This is a genomic window from Pseudarthrobacter sp. NPDC058362 (assembly GCF_042723515.1).
GTDB lineage: Bacteria > Actinomycetota > Actinomycetes > Actinomycetales > Micrococcaceae > Arthrobacter.
This window is the reverse complement of record NZ_JBHXIW010000001.1, coordinates 172,676-189,009: the sequence shown is the minus strand read 5'-3', so window position 1 is coordinate 189,009 and position 16,334 is coordinate 172,676. Positions and strand designations below refer to the sequence as shown.

18 protein-coding genes are annotated in these 16,334 nt (G+C 67.0%); 12 read left to right on the top strand and 6 right to left on the bottom strand.

What is annotated here, in order from left to right:
- The first annotated feature begins 35 nt into the window (after positions 1–35).
- Complete coding sequence (locus ACFWIX_RS00840; RefSeq protein ID WP_377214217.1) at positions 36–956, top strand: SRPBCC family protein; 921 nt, start codon at positions 36–38, stop codon at positions 954–956.
- Positions 957–1,089: 133 nt separating this feature from the next.
- Positions 1,090–1,428: a hypothetical protein gene (locus tag ACFWIX_RS00835; protein ID WP_377214216.1), complete on the top strand. Its 339-nt coding sequence runs from the start codon at positions 1,090–1,092 to the stop codon at positions 1,426–1,428.
- A gap of 54 nt (positions 1,429–1,482) precedes the next feature.
- On the opposite strand, the gene ACFWIX_RS00830 is transcribed toward ACFWIX_RS00835, so the two are convergent.
- Both ACFWIX_RS00830 and ACFWIX_RS00825 read right to left on the bottom strand, forming a co-directional pair.
- Positions 1,483–1,767, bottom strand: coding sequence for a hypothetical protein (locus ACFWIX_RS00830; protein ID WP_377214215.1), 285 nt, complete (start codon positions 1,765–1,767; stop codon positions 1,483–1,485).
- Positions 1,768–2,012: 245 nt separating this feature from the next.
- Positions 2,013–2,837: a hypothetical protein gene (locus tag ACFWIX_RS00825; protein WP_377214214.1), complete on the bottom strand. Its 825-nt coding sequence runs from the start codon at positions 2,835–2,837 to the stop codon at positions 2,013–2,015.
- A 171-nt stretch (positions 2,838–3,008) separates the two neighbouring features.
- Here ACFWIX_RS00825 and ACFWIX_RS00820 point away from each other — a divergent pair, with 171 nt between their 5' ends.
- Positions 3,009–3,728 (top strand): GntR family transcriptional regulator, encoded by a 720-nt coding sequence (locus tag ACFWIX_RS00820; RefSeq protein ID WP_377214213.1) that lies wholly within the window; start codon positions 3,009–3,011, stop codon positions 3,726–3,728.
- Here the strand turns inward: ACFWIX_RS00820 and ACFWIX_RS00815 are convergent.
- Positions 3,725–4,186: a PTS glucose transporter subunit IIA gene (locus ACFWIX_RS00815; RefSeq protein WP_377214212.1), complete on the bottom strand. Its 462-nt coding sequence runs from the start codon at positions 4,184–4,186 to the stop codon at positions 3,725–3,727. The genes ACFWIX_RS00820 and ACFWIX_RS00815 overlap by 4 nt on opposite strands.
- Positions 4,186–4,416, bottom strand: coding sequence for a glucose PTS transporter subunit EIIB (locus tag ACFWIX_RS00810; protein WP_377214211.1), 231 nt, complete (start codon positions 4,414–4,416; stop codon positions 4,186–4,188). Before ACFWIX_RS00810 ends, ACFWIX_RS00815 begins: the two co-directional genes overlap by 1 nt.
- Positions 4,417–4,666: 250 nt before the next feature.
- Between ACFWIX_RS00810 and ACFWIX_RS00805 the strand changes: the two genes are divergently transcribed.
- The 4 genes from ACFWIX_RS00805 to ACFWIX_RS00790 are packed head-to-tail and all read left to right on the top strand — an operon-like array spanning position 4,667 to position 8,768.
- Positions 4,667–5,917, top strand: a complete 1,251-nt coding sequence (locus ACFWIX_RS00805; RefSeq protein ID WP_377214210.1) for a PTS transporter subunit EIIC — start codon at positions 4,667–4,669, stop codon at positions 5,915–5,917.
- Positions 5,918–5,971: 54 nt separating this feature from the next.
- On the top strand, positions 5,972–6,751 hold the full coding sequence (nagB, locus tag ACFWIX_RS00800; RefSeq protein ID WP_377214209.1) for a glucosamine-6-phosphate deaminase: 780 nt from the start codon (positions 5,972–5,974) through the stop codon (positions 6,749–6,751).
- Positions 6,736–7,518, top strand: a complete 783-nt coding sequence (locus tag ACFWIX_RS00795) for a copper homeostasis protein CutC (protein WP_377214208.1) — start codon at positions 6,736–6,738, stop codon at positions 7,516–7,518. The genes nagB and ACFWIX_RS00795 overlap by 16 nt, the downstream gene beginning before the upstream one ends.
- 5 nt (positions 7,519–7,523) lie before the next feature.
- Entirely contained in the window at positions 7,524–8,768 is a 1,245-nt protein-coding gene (locus ACFWIX_RS00790) for an N-acetylglucosamine-6-phosphate deacetylase (protein WP_377214207.1), read from the top strand.
- A 5-nt stretch (positions 8,769–8,773) separates the two neighbouring features.
- On the opposite strand, the gene ACFWIX_RS00785 is transcribed toward ACFWIX_RS00790, so the two are convergent.
- Positions 8,774–9,649, bottom strand: a complete 876-nt coding sequence (locus ACFWIX_RS00785; RefSeq protein ID WP_377214206.1) for a Rieske 2Fe-2S domain-containing protein — start codon at positions 9,647–9,649, stop codon at positions 8,774–8,776.
- Between the two features lie 116 nt (positions 9,650–9,765).
- Here ACFWIX_RS00785 and ACFWIX_RS00780 point away from each other — a divergent pair, with 116 nt between their 5' ends.
- Positions 9,766–9,822 (top strand): hypothetical protein, encoded by a 57-nt coding sequence (locus ACFWIX_RS00780; protein ID WP_377214904.1) that lies wholly within the window; start codon positions 9,766–9,768, stop codon positions 9,820–9,822.
- Here the strand turns inward: ACFWIX_RS00780 and ACFWIX_RS00775 are convergent.
- Positions 9,816–10,844: an Lrp/AsnC family transcriptional regulator gene (locus ACFWIX_RS00775; protein ID WP_377214205.1), complete on the bottom strand. Its 1,029-nt coding sequence runs from the start codon at positions 10,842–10,844 to the stop codon at positions 9,816–9,818. The genes ACFWIX_RS00780 and ACFWIX_RS00775 overlap by 7 nt on opposite strands.
- A 137-nt stretch (positions 10,845–10,981) precedes the next feature.
- Here ACFWIX_RS00775 and ACFWIX_RS00770 point away from each other — a divergent pair, with 137 nt between their 5' ends.
- The 4 genes from ACFWIX_RS00770 to ACFWIX_RS00755 all read left to right on the top strand — a co-directional run bounded on the left by ACFWIX_RS00770 (position 10,982) and on the right by ACFWIX_RS00755 (position 16,262).
- Entirely contained in the window at positions 10,982–12,238 is a 1,257-nt protein-coding gene (locus tag ACFWIX_RS00770) for a M20 family metallopeptidase (protein ID WP_377214204.1), read from the top strand.
- A 67-nt stretch (positions 12,239–12,305) separates the two neighbouring features.
- Positions 12,306–13,595 carry an MFS transporter gene (locus ACFWIX_RS00765; protein ID WP_377214203.1) on the top strand — a complete coding sequence of 430 codons (1,290 nt, stop codon included), beginning with the start codon at positions 12,306–12,308 and terminating at the stop codon, positions 13,593–13,595.
- 249 nt (positions 13,596–13,844) lie between these two features.
- Complete coding sequence (locus ACFWIX_RS00760; protein ID WP_377214202.1) at positions 13,845–15,404, top strand: alanine/glycine:cation symporter family protein; 1,560 nt, start codon at positions 13,845–13,847, stop codon at positions 15,402–15,404.
- Positions 15,405–15,473: 69 nt separating this feature from the next.
- Entirely contained in the window at positions 15,474–16,262 is a 789-nt protein-coding gene (locus ACFWIX_RS00755) for a hydroxypyruvate isomerase family protein (protein ID WP_377214201.1), read from the top strand.
- The last annotated feature ends 72 nt before the right edge of the window (positions 16,263–16,334 follow it).

The following is a 16,334-nucleotide window of genomic DNA, read 5'->3' as shown; positions in this document are numbered from 1 at the left end:
CGTCGGACCCCCCGGTAACAAGCGAAGGAGACGTTATGAGCACGAAGGTGGAAAAACGCATTCTGGTGAACGTACCGGTGAGCACGGCCTACAACCAGTGGACCCAGTTCGAGGAATTCCCGCACTTCATGGGCGGTGTTAAGAGCGTCAAGCAGCTGAGCGACGAGCAGCTGGAATGGGTCGCGGAGATCGGCGGCGTCCGCAGGCAGTGGCAGGCCCGCATCCTTGAGCAGGTCCCGGACCGCAAGGTGGCCTGGGCTGCGACCGAAGGCGCCACCAACGCCGGTGCCGTGGAGTTCGAGGACGTGGGGGGCGGCCAGACCTCCATCCGGCTGACCCTCGAGTACGAGCCCGAAGGCGTCGTGGAGAAGGTGGGCGACAAGCTCAACGTGGTGGACCGCCAGGCCGAAGCAGACCTCAACCGGTTCAAGGAATTCATCGAGGACGAGGGTTACGCCTCCGGAGCCTGGCGCGGCACGGTGAACCCGGGCGCCACGGTGGGGACACCCGGCGTCGAACACGCTGCCGGTTCTCTGGGCGACTCCGGCAAGGCGGGCGTCTCGGGCAAGGTGGCCGCGGCCGGCGTCGCAGCTGCAGCAGGCGCGGCCGCGGCCGTCAACGCCGGCACCAACAGGGGTGCCCCCGCTGCTGCCGACGAAACGGTGACCCCGGCGACCACCGGCGAACCGGCCACCGTCACGCCGATTACTGCGGACACCACGGCAGCGCCGGAACGCACGACGGCGGCGGGCGGCTCAGCAGGCTCGGTCGCCGACCTGGGGAATGACAGGATCGGCCACGCGTTCGACCAGACCAACGGCCTGGTGGACGTCGAAGGCGAGTCCGACGAAACCGTGGAAGGCGAAAACCTGAGCGCCGGTGAGCGCCGCGAGCGTGGACTCCGGGACGATGACGGCGGCCTGCCGCCCGTCGGCGGCAACCTGGGCACCCACTAGCCTCCACCTCCCGCAACGCGGGGTCACGTCCGGCCGCCTAAGACCACTCCATTGGGCCGGCGTGACCCCGCGTTGTCTTGTGCGTGGAGGGTTCTGCTTACAATCGAAACCTCAAACGACTACTGAGGGATCCATGAAGAAATTCGCCACCGTCCTGATCGCTGCCGGCCTCGCCGCCTCCGCCACGGCCTGCTCACCGTCCAACCAGCTCTCCAACGCCGAAACCTGCGAGCGGGTCCAGGTGGTCCTCTCCAGCCCGGCCAACGCAGCCGGCAAGACGGGCATGAACATGCTGGCCAACCAGATCCGTCCCATCCACGCGGTAGCGTCGGATGACCTCAAGGAGCCCCTCGCCGCGATTCTGGAATACACGGACGAGCAGGCCAAGGAAACCCCTGACGAGGCCAGGCTCGCCGAGCTGACCCCGGGCTACCAGGAAGCCAGCAACACCTTCAGCAGCGTCTGCCAGTAGGTTTATTGCACGCCTGGACCCCGGGGCAGGGCCAGGCGTGCAATCCGGACAGGATCAGGCGTCCCCATCCCAGGTGCCGGGTTCGTCGATGGCCTCTTCGGGCTTGGACTCTTGCCCGGACTCCCCGCTCCCCACATACGACGGCGGTACGGGCCCGGGCGCGTGGGCCTGCTGGTCCTCACGGATATTGCCCGAGTGGGACCGTTCGGGGTGGGCCGGATCGGCGAATTCCGCAGGCTCGCCGGGAGCCTCCCGCTGGGACGCCTTCTTCGCTTCCTCAGGGTCGCCGGGGCCGCGCAGGTCTGCGGTGTTACGGGGCTGGTCATCTGGAGTAGTCACGGTTCTGCCTTTCTGTGAACTGCCGCTAAACAGGCTGGGAATTCGCCCTTGGGGGAAACAAGTGCACCACCGGCCCGTTGAACAGTAGGCCCTGCTCCGCAACGCTGGCGGAACTCACGGCACTTGGCGACGGGTACCGCCGGCTCCCCGGTTTGGCAGCTTCCTGAAGATCGACGCTTCCCTTCCGGCGCCGGATGTCCTACGCCAGGTGGCGGCGCTCACCGGCGAAGCTCAGCCCACAGCCGTCATGGGGAGACGCTAGGGGAAGCAGTAGCCGTCATGGAGTCTCCGGTTCCTTCAGTGGCCGTAGGCGAGACGGAAACTTCCGGCGAGGGAGACTCAGTGGACATAGACGTTTCGGTGGATTCGGGGCTGGAAGCGGCGCCACCGCCGTCGTCCGTCTTGGCGAGGACTTCATTGACCAGTTCCTCAAGTTCCTTCTTGTCCTCGTCGTCCAGGTTCGAGCCGCTCTTGGTGGCGACGACCAGCAGCCGCCCCTCTGCTGCGGAAACCTGCATAAGCTGCTCCTGCTCAGCCCCGGTACGGGTGCTGCTGGTGGCGAAGGTTTCCTCAGCGTCCGTCTGGGCGTCGAGTTCCTCGCTGGTGACCTCATACTTCTGGCCCACCGCTTCAACGGTGAACTTGGCGCACTGCTCCATCTTGCCGCTGACCTCGCGCAGGGCCTCCACGGCGTCCGGTCCGTCACTGCCGGACTGGGCGGAGAGGCTGCGGGGCTCGTTCCCTTCGGACAAGGCGACGGCCACCGAGCCGCTTTCGACGCTCTCAAGCAGGCCCGCCGTGGCGATGTCCTTGCAGTCAGCCGGGTCCACCTTCGCCGTGCCGAGGAGGAGCTTGGCCATGTTGCCGCCCTGGTCCACCTGCTCCTTGGAGTACAGCTTCAGCTCGTTGCCGTCCGCGTCCTTCATACCCGAGATGAGGTCGCGGAGCTCGTCTTCCGAGTAGACCTTCGCGTCAGTGCCTTCTGTCTCCGCGCCCGTGGCCGAGGGGCTGGCCGAACCGCCGCCTCCGCCGGTGCAGGCCGCCAGGGCCAGCAGAGCCGCAGTGGTCAATCCAAGCGCTGGTACTTTTCGCATCAGGTAACACCCCTTTGAGATAGGAAGCATGCTTAGTGTCTATAGATTAGCACCCGACGCGACGTTGGCAATGTGTAATAATCCGAAGTACTGGTCCTCTCCGGACCGCTCCACTACGGACCGCTCTACTACTGACAAGGGACCGACTTGGCGGCATCAATCAATAACTCGCAGGTCCCCAAGCACGAGCAGCTGCGCGTGATCATCCTCAAGCTGGCCAAGGAGGAGCTGGAGCCGGGGGCCCGACTGCCCAGCGAACGGGCCCTGATGGATGCCTACGGCGTCAGCCGGATCACAGTACGCGCCGCGCTGGGCCGCCTGGTGAACGAAGGCCACCTGGTCCGCGTTCCGGCCAAGGGAACGTTTGTGGCCGATTCCGCGGTCCAGTCCACGCTCCACCTCGCCTCCTTCACCCAGGAGATGGAGGCAATGGGCCACGTTCCCAGCACGGTGGTCCTGGTGGCCGAATCCATCGCGGCCCCGGAGGACACCGCAGATGCCCTTGGCCTGGCCACGGGTGCGGACGCCATCCACCTCAAGCGCCTCCGCCTGGCGGACGGCCGCCCCGTCAGCGTGGATGACGCCTGGTACAACCCGTCCCACGCCCCGGGCCTCCTGGACATCGACCTCACCGGATCGGTCTATAAGGCGCTGGCTGCGCAGTTCGGCCACCAGATCGACCGGGCGCGGCAGACTGTTCGGTCCGAGGGTGCCCCGGCGGATGTCGGGGCACTCCTCGGCACCGGGACTGGCGCTCCGGTCCTGGCGTTCGACCGGGTGTCCTACTCCGGCCCGCTCGCAATCGAGCACTCGCGGTCCTGGTACCGCTCGGACCGCTACTCGCTCACCATGGAAGTGCGGCTCTAGGCATCCAGGGTGAACAGCCCGGCGCCTGCGGCCACCGCGCCGCTGGCTGCGAGTGTCGCCGTGTCCTTCTTGGAATCGAGCACGACGACGGGACTCACCATCGAGTATCCTGCGGCCAAGGCGGGGGCGGGATCCACACGCATCACCGGAGTGCCGGCATCCACTGTGTCGCCCTGCGCGATGAGCAGGGTAAAGCCGTCGCCCTTGAGCTTGACGGTGTCGATTCCCACGTGAGTGAGGACGCCGCGCCCCGATTCCTCAACGACCACGAAGGCGTGCGGCAGGAGCTTGATGACCTTCCCGGAGACCGGGGACACGACGTCGAATGTTTCACCGGCGGGTGGCTCGACGGCAGCGCCGGAGCCGACCATCTGTCCGGCGAATACCGGATCCGGCACCTCCGCGAGGGGAATGACGGTGCCGCTGATCGGAGAGTGAACCACCAGGGAATCCGCCACTAGAGGAGGTCCTCGATGTCTTCTGCGAGCGTGTCGGCCTCAGGTCCGACGATAACCTGCACGGCGGTGCCGGCAGCGAGGACGCCGTGCGCGCCGGCGGCCTTGAGAGTCGCCTCGTTCACCAGTGACCCGTCCTTCACTTCGGTCCGGAGCCGAGTGATGCACGCTTCCACCTCGATGATGTTGCCGGCGCCGCCCAGGCCTTCGATGATCTTTTCTGCTTTGGACATGACTGCCCTTTCTGCCGGTGCCTGTCAGGCACTCCTCCATCCGGGTCCGGCGGACCCGGTGCGACCAATGATTGCGCTCACCGCCCGCCGGGTCCACCCTTGGGGGGCTCCTCGCCCCCCGGCCGGATTTCCGGCTGGCTTCTTGACAGCGGCTCGTGGGTTGAATCACACTGAACTGGTCATAACCAGACAGTACCGGCTCGAACCGTCTCTTCACAAGCCCCTATCCCGACCCGCAGAGGTGCCAACCATGTCAACGTCCGAGACCACAGCCCCGGCTCCCGAAAAGAAGCCGAACCGGGCTTTCGCCACGCTCCAGCGGCTGGGCCGCTGCCTTATGCTCCCCATCGCAGTCCTTCCGGCTGCGGGCATCCTGCTGCGCATCGGCCAGGCGGACCTGCTCGGCGCCATCCCCGGGTTCGAGGGCGGCGCGGCAGTCATTTCCGCCGCCGGCAACGCCGTTTTCACCTGGCTGCCCCTGATCTTCGCCGTGGGCATTGCCATTGGCTGGGCCAAGAAGGCCGACGGTTCCACCGCCCTGGCTGCCGTGGTGGGCTACATGGTGATCGACGGCGTGTTCAAGGCCATGTCCCCGCTGGTCCTGGCCGGCCAGGTGGACCCCGCCGGCAAGCCGGCCGTCATCAACTACGGCGTCCTTGCCGGCATCGTGGTGGGCCTGCTGTCCGCGATGCTCTGGCAGCGCTTCTACCGCACCAAGCTGCCCGACTTCCTCGGGTTCTTCAGCGGCCGCCGCCTGGTGCCCATCCTCACTTCCGTCACCTCCCTGGTGGCCGGCGTGATCCTTGCACTGCTCTACCCGCTCTTCAACGCCGGCCTTTCCGCTGTGGGCGAGGCCGTGTCCAGCAACGCGGTAGCCGGCGGCGGCCTCTACGGCTTCGCCAACCGCATGCTGATCCCGGCAGGCCTGCACCACATCCTGAACTCGGGCGTTTGGTTCCTCATCGGCGACTACACCGACGCCTCCGGCCAACTGGTCCGCGGCGACCTCAACCGGTTCTTCGCCGGCGATCCCTCCGCGGGAATCTTCATGACCGGGTTCTTTCCGATCATGATGTTCGGCCTGCCGGCCGCTGCGCTGGCCATCTGGCGCCACGCCAAGCCCACGCAGAAGAAGGTAGTGGGCGGCATCATGCTCTCCAGCGCCCTGACCGCGTTCTTCACCGGCATCACCGAACCGCTGGAGTACTCCTTCATGTTCGTGGCCTTCCCGCTGTACATCGTCCACGCGGTCCTGACCGGAACCTCCATGGCATTGGTGAACGCGCTGGACATCCACCACGGCTTCACGTTCTCCGCAGGCCTGATCGACTTCGTGCTCAACTTCGGCAAGTCCGAGAACGGCTGGCTGCTCATTCCCATCGGGATTGGCTACGCGGTGGTCTACTACTTCCTTTTCTCCTTCGTCATCAAGCGCTGGAACCTGCGCACCCCCGGCCGTGAAGACGACGAAATCACCGTGGAGACCGAACCCGCCAAGTAGGCGCCGCCGTCGTACTTTCCCCGCCAGTCCGCAACTGAAAGCAGCCCGCAACACATGGAAATCGTCATCCTCCCCACCCCGGCAGACGTGGCCCGCACGGCCGCCGATGCCATCGAGCAGCAGGTCCGCCGAGGTCCGTCCGTGCTTGGCCTGGCCACCGGCTCCACGCCACTGGGAACCTACGCCGAACTCATCGGGCGCCACCGGAACCGGGGGCTCAGCTTCGCCAAGGCGCAGGCCTTCCTGCTGGACGAATATGTGGGGCTGCCGGCGGAGCATCCGCAGTCCTACCACTCGGTGATCCGTGAGGAATTCACCGGCAGCCTGGACTTTGCGGCTGATGCGGTGCATGGGTTGAACGGCATGGCGGAGGACCTCGAGGGGGAGGCGGCGCAGTACGAAGAGCGCATTTCCGCCTCCGGCGGGGTGGACATCCAGATCCTGGGCATCGGGACCGACGGGCACGTGGGGTTCAACGAACCCATGTCCTCGCTGGCCTCCCGGACCCGGATCAAAACGCTCACTCGGCAAACCCGGCAGGATAATGCGCGGTTCTTCGCCTCCGCCGCGGACGTTCCGGAGCACGTCCTCACCCAGGGTTTGGGCACCATCCGGCGGGCGCGGCACCTGTTGCTGCTTGCCATGGGCGAGGCGAAGGCGGAAGCCATTGCTGCCGCCGTCGAAGGTCCCGTGGCCGCCGTCTGCCCCGCCTCTGCCCTGCAGCTGCACCCGCATGTGTCCGTGCTGGTGGACGAGGCAGCGGCGTCAAAGCTGGCGCACCGGGACTACTACACCGACACGTTCGGGCGGAAGCCGGCGTGGCAGGGCCTCTGATCCCGGGCGCCGCCGTCCGCGTGCCGCAACTGGAACTCGCCGTTGAGAATGCCGACGGCGTCCGGCTCGCCGCGGCGGTGGGTGCGGCACGGGTTGAACTCTGCGCCGCACTGGCGGAAACGGACGGGGTCACACCGGGCATTGGCGCAGTGGAACACGCCTGCAGACAGGGGCTTCCGGTCCATGTGCTGGTGCGGCCGCGGCCGGGTGGTTTTGTGTACACCACCGATGAGCTCGCGGTGATTGAGCGGGACGTTGCTGCGTCCCTGCGCGCCGGAGCGGCAGGGGTGGTCGTGGGGTTTTTGACCGCCGACGGCGCCCCGGACCAGGGGGCCACGCGGCGGATCGTCCACGCGGCGCGGCAGTCCAACCCGGCTGCCGAGGTGACATTCCACCGGGCCTTTGACGCGGCCCTGGCCGCGGGCACGGATCCAGCCGAGGCGTTGGCCCGCCTGGAAGAGGCCGGCGTCAACCGCGTGCTGACCAGCGGCGGAGCTGCCGACTGCCGCACCGGTCTGCGGATGCTGCGGAGGCTGGTCGACCTGGCCCGGGAGTGCGCCCCGTCCCTCCAGATCATGGCCGGCGGAGGTGCCACGGTGGAGCTGGTCCCTGCACTGGTGGACTCCGGCGTGCATGCCATCCACACCTCGGCACGGCAGCGGGCCGGCGACCCGACGCCGGGGCACGATTCCTCCGCCGGCCGCGCAATCCCGTCTGATCCCAACCTTGCCGCGGCCTTCGCTGCTGCACTCAACCAGGAGGCCTGAAGCGCATGAGCACCGAATCCACCCTTCGCGGCCGGATCGTCACCGCCAGCGCTGACATCCCGGACGGCGTTGTAGCGTACGACGGCGGCGTGCTCACCTACGTGGGGCCGGCTTCGGAATTTCCCGGGGTGCTTGAGTCCGGGGACGGCCGTTCTATCGGCGGGCGCCGGGGTATCGACCGGATCATCATTCCCGGCCTGGTGGACCTGCACTGCCACGGCGCAGTTGGCTCGGACTTTGCCGAGGGCTCACCCGACGGCGCCCGCTCGGCTGTCCGCTACCTGCACAGCCGAGGCACCACCACCTTGCTGGCCAGCCTGGTGACCGGAACCCCCGAGGACCTGGTGCGCAACGTCAAGAACCTGCGCACACTGGCAACCGAAGGACTCATCGCCGGTTCGCATCTGGAGGGTCCGTTCCTGTCCGGGGCGCAGTGCGGTGCCCACGACCCCGCACTCCTCCTGGCCCCGGACCTCCGGCTGATGGCCGACCTCCTCGATGCCGCCGGCCCCACGCTGGCTTCGGTGACGGTGGCAGCCGAACTGCCGGGCGCGTCCGGCCTGGTGGACCTCCTCACCGGGCACGGCGTGATCCCGTCGCTGGGCCACACCGCGGCCGACAATCCCGCCGCTGCGGCGTTCCTCGCGCAGGCGGCGGCCGGTCTTTCCAGGGCCGCGACGGAGTCCCCCGGCAAGGAGAACGGACGACGGCGGCCGACCGTCACCCACCTGTTCAACGCCATGCCGTCCCTCCACCACCGTGCACCGGGGCCGGTCTCGGCAAGCCTGGCAGCGGCGCGGGCGGGCGAAGCCGTGGTAGAGCTGATCGCCGACGGCGTCCACCTGGCCCCGCAAACGGTCAAGCTCGTATTCGACCTCGTGGGTTCGCAAAACATCGCCCTGGTGACGGACTCCATGGCGGCCACCGGGCTGCAGGACGGGCACTACCGGCTGGGGTCCCTGGCAGTGACCGTTGACCAGGGCGTGGCCCGGGTGGACAGCACCGGATCGATCGCCGGCGGGACCGCCACCCTGCTGGATGTAGTGCGGTCCGCCGTGGCCGCAGGCGTGGACCTGCAGCACGCGGTCGGCTCGGCGACGGCGGTCCCTGCGTCTGTCCTGGGACTGTCGGCGCTGGCGGGCGACCTCCGCGCCGGGATGCCGGCCGACGTCGTCGTACTTAATCCGGAACTGGACCTGGAAGCAGTGCTGCGCCAAGGGCAAACGCTCCCCCGCCCGCAAGCTGCCTGACGGACTCAGTCGGCGTTGGGCAGGCGGATCTCCACGGCGCCGCCGGACACGCGGGCCTCGAAGCGCGGCTGCCGTGCGGTGGCCGGGCCGGCCAGGACTTCGCCGCTCCGCAGCGAGAATGTGCTCCGGTGCCAGGGACACACCACGCAGGGGTCGCCGTCGCGGTCCTTCAGCTTGCCCTCGTGCAGCGGGCCTGACAGGTGGCTGCACACGTCCGACAGCACGTTGACCTTGTCCCCTTCACGGTGCACCAGCAGCGGCAGTCCGGCTACCGTGCGCTGTTCAAGCTTGCCCTCAACCAGGTCGGTCAGCTGGCCCAGCGGCTGCCACCCGCTGGGGAACCGGTGCGGAACGTCTTCGGTGTGGTTGACGCCTGCTGCCTGGCGGTACGTCAGGTGCCCGCCAAGAAACCCGCCCGCACTCACGGTGGCGAGCCCCAGGTACGCCAGCACCTTGCCGCTTGCCCGCCGGCCCCGGGCCCGCTCCACCAGGGAGGCAGCGTACAGGCCCGTGGCCGTCAGGTTGGCCCCGGCATGGACCAGCCCCACGCGCTGCTGCTGGCTGTGCAGCTGCGTCCAGTCGGTGAAGCCGGCGACGGCGGCGGGCACCGCAGCAGCCGTCCCCACCCCCACGAGCATCCCGGCAGCCGTCTCATTCCCGGGGACCGCGTCCAGGACTGCAGCCGACACCCAGGCACCCACCGGCACCTGCACGGCCAGCGGATGCACCGGATGCCCCAACGGAACGCCGTGCAGGAGGTCGCGGACCCAGCCCGGGCGGACCACTTTCCTGACAGCTTTCCCTACGCTCTTGGCGAGGGGATCCAGCCAGTCGGCATCTTCGAGGCGGGCAACGAGCTCAAATGCAGGCAGCGGTTTCATGCGTCCTCCCTTACCGCGATGGGGCCGGGCACTGCTGTGGCCGGTGCCCGCGAGCCTAGCCCGTTAACCGGCAGCGGGCCAGAGCCGTAAGCTCGCCTGGACAGACCAACCGGCTCGTGTACGTCGCCGATGATCGCCATGTCACCATCCTGCAGGCCCGTTACCACTACTGAGCGAACACGCTGCCGGAGTGCACCACCACAGCGCCGCTCGAGGTGGTGTCCTCGTTGAGCATCCAGCCCACCCTCTTCACCGTCCGCAACATGACCATGCTTTCCACCAACTCGATGCCCGGGACTTTTTGCTGCAGGGCAAGCTCGGCATTCATGACATCGGCCAATGACTGCAGCCACATGATGATCGTGAAGTTGGTGGGCCCGGTGGTGGAGGCGCTCAGGCGGACGTTGCTGATGGTCTTGATGTCCGCCGACGCCGTTTCGTGCCGTCCGGCGGGAACGTTCACGAACCACTGGCAGGTCACCGGGAAAGCGGAGTAGCGCTGGGCTATCTCGCACCGGAATGACAGGATCCCGCTGGCCAGCACCCGGTTGAGCTGGCGCTGCACGGTGGCCGGATGCCGGCCCAGCTCCCGGGCGATGTCGGCCGCCGTCGCCCTGCCGTCCCGGGCCAGGAACGGCAGCAGGTCCAGGTGGCTGGCGGGGAGGTCGCCTGCCGGGTCCGGCCGCCGGCTTCCCGGCGTGGCGTGGACCCCCAGGGAGCGGAGGGTGGCCAGCTGCGTCCGGTCCAGGATATTGAGCCGCCACTCGTCAGCGCTGGTGTGCAGCCGGGTGCACAGCGACGTCTGGTATTTGGTCAGGCCGTCAATGGTTTTCAGGCGGGACACCACCTGTGTGCTGAAGTCGTCCAGGGACTTCGTGACCACAGTGAGCATCAGGTCCCGGTTGCTTGCCGCTTCCTCCACCGTGATGATGTCCGGAACCTGGGCCAGTTGGGCTGTGACGCTTTCGCGGCGGTTCATCTCGCAATCCACCGCTACGAAGGCCAGGAGCATCTGACGGGGATCGCCGGCGAGGTGCGCCGTGACCCATGCAGCTCCACTCGACTTCAGGCGCTCCCACCGCGCCGCCAGCGTGGTGGCGTGGACCCCGAGCACTTTGGCGGCATCCGCCCAGCCAAGCCGCGGCGAGGCCTGAAGGACCTGGATCAAGGCCAGATCCTCTTCGCTCAGCTCCATTCCATCTCCTCTCGCAGTGCATGAATCCTGCCAGAAGACCGGTTTCCCAGAATATTTCCTGCGGTTTCAGAGCATGTGAGTCACGCCACTTCAGAATAGTCCACAGAACCGAAAGCCAGTTTTCAAGGAGTAACAAAGTGCCCATGACCGAAGATGCCAAGGAACTGCAGGACGATCTTGTCCGCCTGCGCCACGACCTGCATCGCCAGCCGGAAATCGGGCTCCACCTCCCCCGCACCCAGGAGCGCGTCCTCCAGGCGCTGGACGGTCTGCCGTACGAAATCACCCTCGGCAAGGACACCACCTCCGTCACCGCAGTGCTCCGCGGCACCGGCAGTCGCGCCGGAGCGGAGGCCGGCAAGGGCGAACGCGCGAACACCACCGAACCCCGCCCCGCCGTCCTCCTCCGCGCCGACATGGATGGCCTCCCGGTGCAGGAGAAGACCGGAGTGGACTACACCTCCCGGACCGACGGCGCCATGCACGCCTGCGGCCACGATCTGCACACCTCCATGCTCACCGGAGCCGCCACCCTGCTCGCCGAGAAGCAGCACCAGCTGCACGGCGACGTGGTCCTCATGTTCCAGCCCGGAGAGGAAGGGTGCGACGGCGCCAGCTACATGATCAAGGAAGGCGTCCTGGACGCGGCGGGCCCCCGGGTCCAGGCCGCCTACGGCATGCACGTCTTCTCCTCCCTGGAACCGCACGGCACCTTCTGCACCAAGTCCGGCGTCATGCTCAGCGCCTCGGACGGGCTCGAAGTCACCGTACTCGGCGCCGGCGGCCACGGCTCGGCCCCGCACGCGGCAAAGGACCCGGTGACCGTGGCCGCGGAGATGGTGACCGCCCTGCAGGTCATGGTCACCCGCCAGTTCAACATGTTCGACCCCGTGGTGCTCTCCGTCGGCGTCCTGCACGCCGGCACCAAGCGCAACATCATTCCGGAGTCGGCACGCATCGAGGCCACCATCCGGACGTTCTCGGAGGAATCCCGCCTCCGCATGATGGAGGCCGTCCCCCGCATGCTCAAGGGCATTGCCGCCGGACACGGGGTGGAGGTCCACGTGGACTACCAGCAGGAATACCCCCTCACCATCACCAATGAAGACGAAACAACCACTGCGGAACAGGTCATCTCCGGCCTCTTCGGCGAACGCCGCCTCTCCCGCTGGGCCACTCCCCTCAGCGGCTCCGAGGATTTCTCCCGCGTCCTGGCCGAGGTGCCGGGGACGTTTGTTGGGCTGAGCGCCGTGGCGCCGGGCGGAGATCCCGCCCAGTCACCGTTCAACCACTCACCGTATGCAACGTTCGACGACGGCGTGCTGGCTGACGGCGCCGCGCTCTACGCCGAACTTGCCATCTCGCGGTTGGCCGCCCTTTCAGCAGCGTCCTAACAGCGTCCCACCGGCCGGCAGCACGCACGGCTTTCCCCAATTTTTTATCGACCTTCAGGAAGTCATCATGACCATGACAGTAACCAAGCAGCAGACTGGACGGGTGTCCACTGCTAAGACCATTGTCGGTACCGGCATCGGCAACGCCGTTGAATGGTACGACTGGGCCATCTACGCCACGTTCACGCCGTTCATTGCCAGCCAGCTGTTCAGCAAGGCGGACCCGGCGTCTGCCGTACTGTCCACCCTGGCGATCTTCGCCGTCGGCTTCGTGGCCCGACCCTTTGGCGGCTTCGTCTTCGGCTGGATCGGCGACCGGATGGGCCGCAAGACTTCCATGACCCTCGCCGTCGGCCTCGCATCCCTGGGCAGCCTGATGATCGGCATCGCCCCCACGTTCGCCGCGGTGGGCGCCTGGGCGTCCCTGATGCTGCTGGTTGCCCGCCTCATCCAGGGCCTCGCGCACGGCGGTGAGCTTCCGTCGTCGCAAACCTACCTGTCCGAGATGGCCCCCAAGGAGCACCGCGGCTTCTGGTCGACCCTGATCTACACCTCGGGCACCGTTGGCATCCTCTTCGGCATCCTGCTGGGGGCAGTGCTGAACATGTCGATAAGCGCCGAAGCCATGAACGCCTGGGGCTGGCGCATCCCCTTCCTGCTGGGTGCAGCGATGGGCCTGTACGCCCTGATCATGCGTGCCCGACTGCACGAAACGGAAGCCTTCGAGGGCGAGTCCACCACGGAAAAGCGCGCCCCGATCTGGCCGCAGATTGTCCGGCACCGCCGCCAGGCCCTGCAGGTCATCGGCCTGACCGTGGGCCTGACCGTCATCTACTACATCTGGGGCGTCGTGGCTCCGAGCTACGCCACCACCGCACTGAAGATCGACCGCGGCGAAGCCCTCTGGGCCGGCGTGATCGCCAACATCGTCTTTATCGCCGCCCTGCCGTTCTGGGGCAAGCTGTCCGACCGCATCGGCCGCAAGAAGGTCCTGCTCTGCGGTGCCGTGGGCGGGGCGATCATGCACTTCCCGATGACCTGGCTGCTGAAGGATTCCGCATGGCAGCTGGCCGTCAGCATGTCCGTAATGCTGATCTTCATCGCCGCGAGCGCCGCCATCGTCCCGGCCGTGTACGCCGAGCTGTTCCCCACGTCCATCCGCACCGTGGGCGTCGGCGTCCCCTACTCCATCTGTGTGGCTGTGTTCGGCGGCACCGCACCGTACCTGCAGCAGTGGCTGGGCACCACGCTGGGCGCCCCGCAGGTGTTCAACATCTACGCGGTGGTGCTCCTGGCCATCAGCGCGGCCGCGGTCTTCACCATTCCTGAGACGAAGGGCAAGGACCTGACCCACTAAAGTCCCGGATTCTGTGGCATATTCCCCGGCGCGTCCAGCGCCGGGGAATTCCTTTTTAACCGCGGATTTCCGCGGTTTTCAGGGCGTACGACGGCGGCCTGGCAGCTCCGGCCCGCCGACCCACCGGCGGGAGTGTGACCTGGAGCACTCAAAATCAGGTAAACTTGCAGGGCCTTAAGCGGCAAAACCCCCGGCCCACCCCAACCAGGGCCAGAGCCTTGCCCAGTTCGCAACAAGAAAGTGGTAACCATGGAAGCGATGCCTATGGCCGTGTCTGAAGACCTCAGCTGGCTGGCGCAAGTCGAGGAGGCCATCGACAGTGTGTTCCTCCCGATTGCAGACATTTTCTCCAAGATCGTCTTTTTCCCTATCACCATTGGGGATGTGAGCTTTCCCGCCGTCGTAGCCTGGCTGATTGCCGCCGGCGTCATCATCAGCGCCTACTTCGGCTTTATCCAGTTCCGGGGGCTCAAGGTTTCGTACGAAGTGGTACGCGGCCGGTACTCCCGCAAGACCGATCCGGGCGAGGTGCCCCACTTCCAGGCACTCACCTCCGCACTGTCAGGCACCGTGGGCCTGGGCAACATCGCCGGCGTAGGTGCCGCGATGGCGCTGGGCGGCCCCGGCGCCACCTTCTGGATGATCCTTGCCGGCCTCCTGGGCATGGCCACCAAGTTCGCCGAATGCACCCTGGGCGTGAAGTACCGTGAGGTCCACGCCGACGGCACCGTCACCGGCGGCCCCTTCAAGTACCTGCCCGTCGCGTTCAAGAAGCTCGGCGCCGTGCCCGCCAAGATCCTCACCGGCATTTTCGCCGTCTCCATCCTGATCTTCGGCATCGCTGGCGGCAACATGTTCCAGGCGAACCAGACCTTCGCCCAGATCCAGAACGTCACCGGCGGCGAGGACGGCTTCATGGGCAACGCGGGTGCCGCGCTCATCTTCGGACTCATCCTCGCAGGCCTGGTCGCTGCAGTGATCCTGGGCGGCATGAAGTCCATCGGCGCCACGACCGGCAAGCTCGTCCCCAGCATGGCCCTGATCTACGTGGTGTCCTGCCTGTTCGTCATCATCGTCAACATCGACAGCGTTCCGACCGCGTTTGCCGCGATCATCGAAGGCGCCTTCAATCCCTCCGGTATGGCCGGCGGCCTGGTCGGCGTGATGATCGTGGGCTTCCAGCGCGCAGCGTTCTCCAACGAGGCCGGACTGGGTTCGGCAGCCATCGCGCACTCCACGGTGAAGACCCGCCGTCCGGTCAGCGAAGGCTTCGTCGCCATGTTTGAGCCGCTGGTGGACACCGTCATCATCTGCACCATGACCGCGCTGGCCATCATCATCGCCGGCGCCCCCAGCCTGCAGGCCGGCATCGACCAGGTCCAGGCCGGTGAAGGTGCGCCCGACGGCGTCATCCTTACCTCGGATGCCTTTGCCACCGTGCTTCCCTGGTTCCCGGTGGTCCTGGCCGTGGCCGTTGCCCTGTTCGCGTTCTCCACGCTGATCACCTGGTCCTACTACGGCCTGAAGGCGTGGGAGTACCTGTTCGGCCGCAGCAAGGCTTCGGAGATCACCTACAAGGCTGTCTTCCTGTTCTTCACCGTGGTGGGTACGGTCCTGACCTTCACCCAGGTGCTGAACTTCGCCGATGCCGCCCTGTTCATCTGCGCCTTCGTGAACCTGCTCGGCGTATACCTGCTCCTGCCGGTCATCAAGCGCGAAATGAAGAAGTACCTCGCGGACCGCAAGAGCGGCAAGCTGCTGGAGCTCGGCGAGGAAGAGGACGAACTCGTGAACGAGGACGCCCGCTAGGAATCACCCTTTGGCGGGGCCGGCCTCCCGAGGGCCGGCCCCGCCGTCGTACTTCCGGAAGGACCTTCGATGACGTACACCGTGAACTGCTCCATCCTGCTGACGGAGCTGCCCCTGCTGGAACGCCCGGCCGCCGTGAAGGCCGCCGGATTCGACGCAGTGGAGTTCTGGTGGCCGTTCGCTTCCTCCGTCCCGGCCGACCCGGAGGTCACCGCCTTCGAAAACGCCATCATTGACGCCGGTGTCCAGCTGACCGGGCTTAACTTCAATGCCGGGGACATGCCCGGCGGTGACCGCGGCCTGGTCTCCTGGCCTGCCCGGTCCAGCGAGTTCAAGGACAACATCGACGTGGTGGCCGGCATCGGCGGGCGGCTGGGCTGCACAGCGTTCAACGCCCTGTACGGCAACCGGATTGAAGGTGAAGACCCGGACAGGCAGGACGCGCTCGCGGTGGAAAACCTTGCCGCTGCCGCGGAGGGCGTCGCCGGCGTCGGGGGCACTGTGCTCCTCGAACCGGTGAGCGGCGCGCCCGGCTATCCCCTCCTTCTGGCCGGGGACGCGCTGGCGGTGATCCGGCGGGTGGAGGCGGAGGCCGGCGTCGTCAACGTCAAACTGCTGGCCGATTTCTACCATCTGTCCGTCAACGGCGACGACGTCCCGGCCGTGATCGAAAAGCATGCCCGGGATTTCGGACACATCCAGATCGCTGACGCACCGGGCCGTGGCGCTCCGGGCACCGGAACCCTGCCGCTGCGCGAGTGGGTGGCCCGCAGCCGCGAACTGGGGTACGGCGGCTACGTGAGCCTTGAGTACAAAGAGCCGCGCGAGACGGCGTTCGCCTGGCTCACCGGCCGTTAGCTTCCCCGGGTCGCCGGGAATACCGTATGTGACGGCCGAGTTGATGACTGTTGGGGAAAACCGCTTCACTAG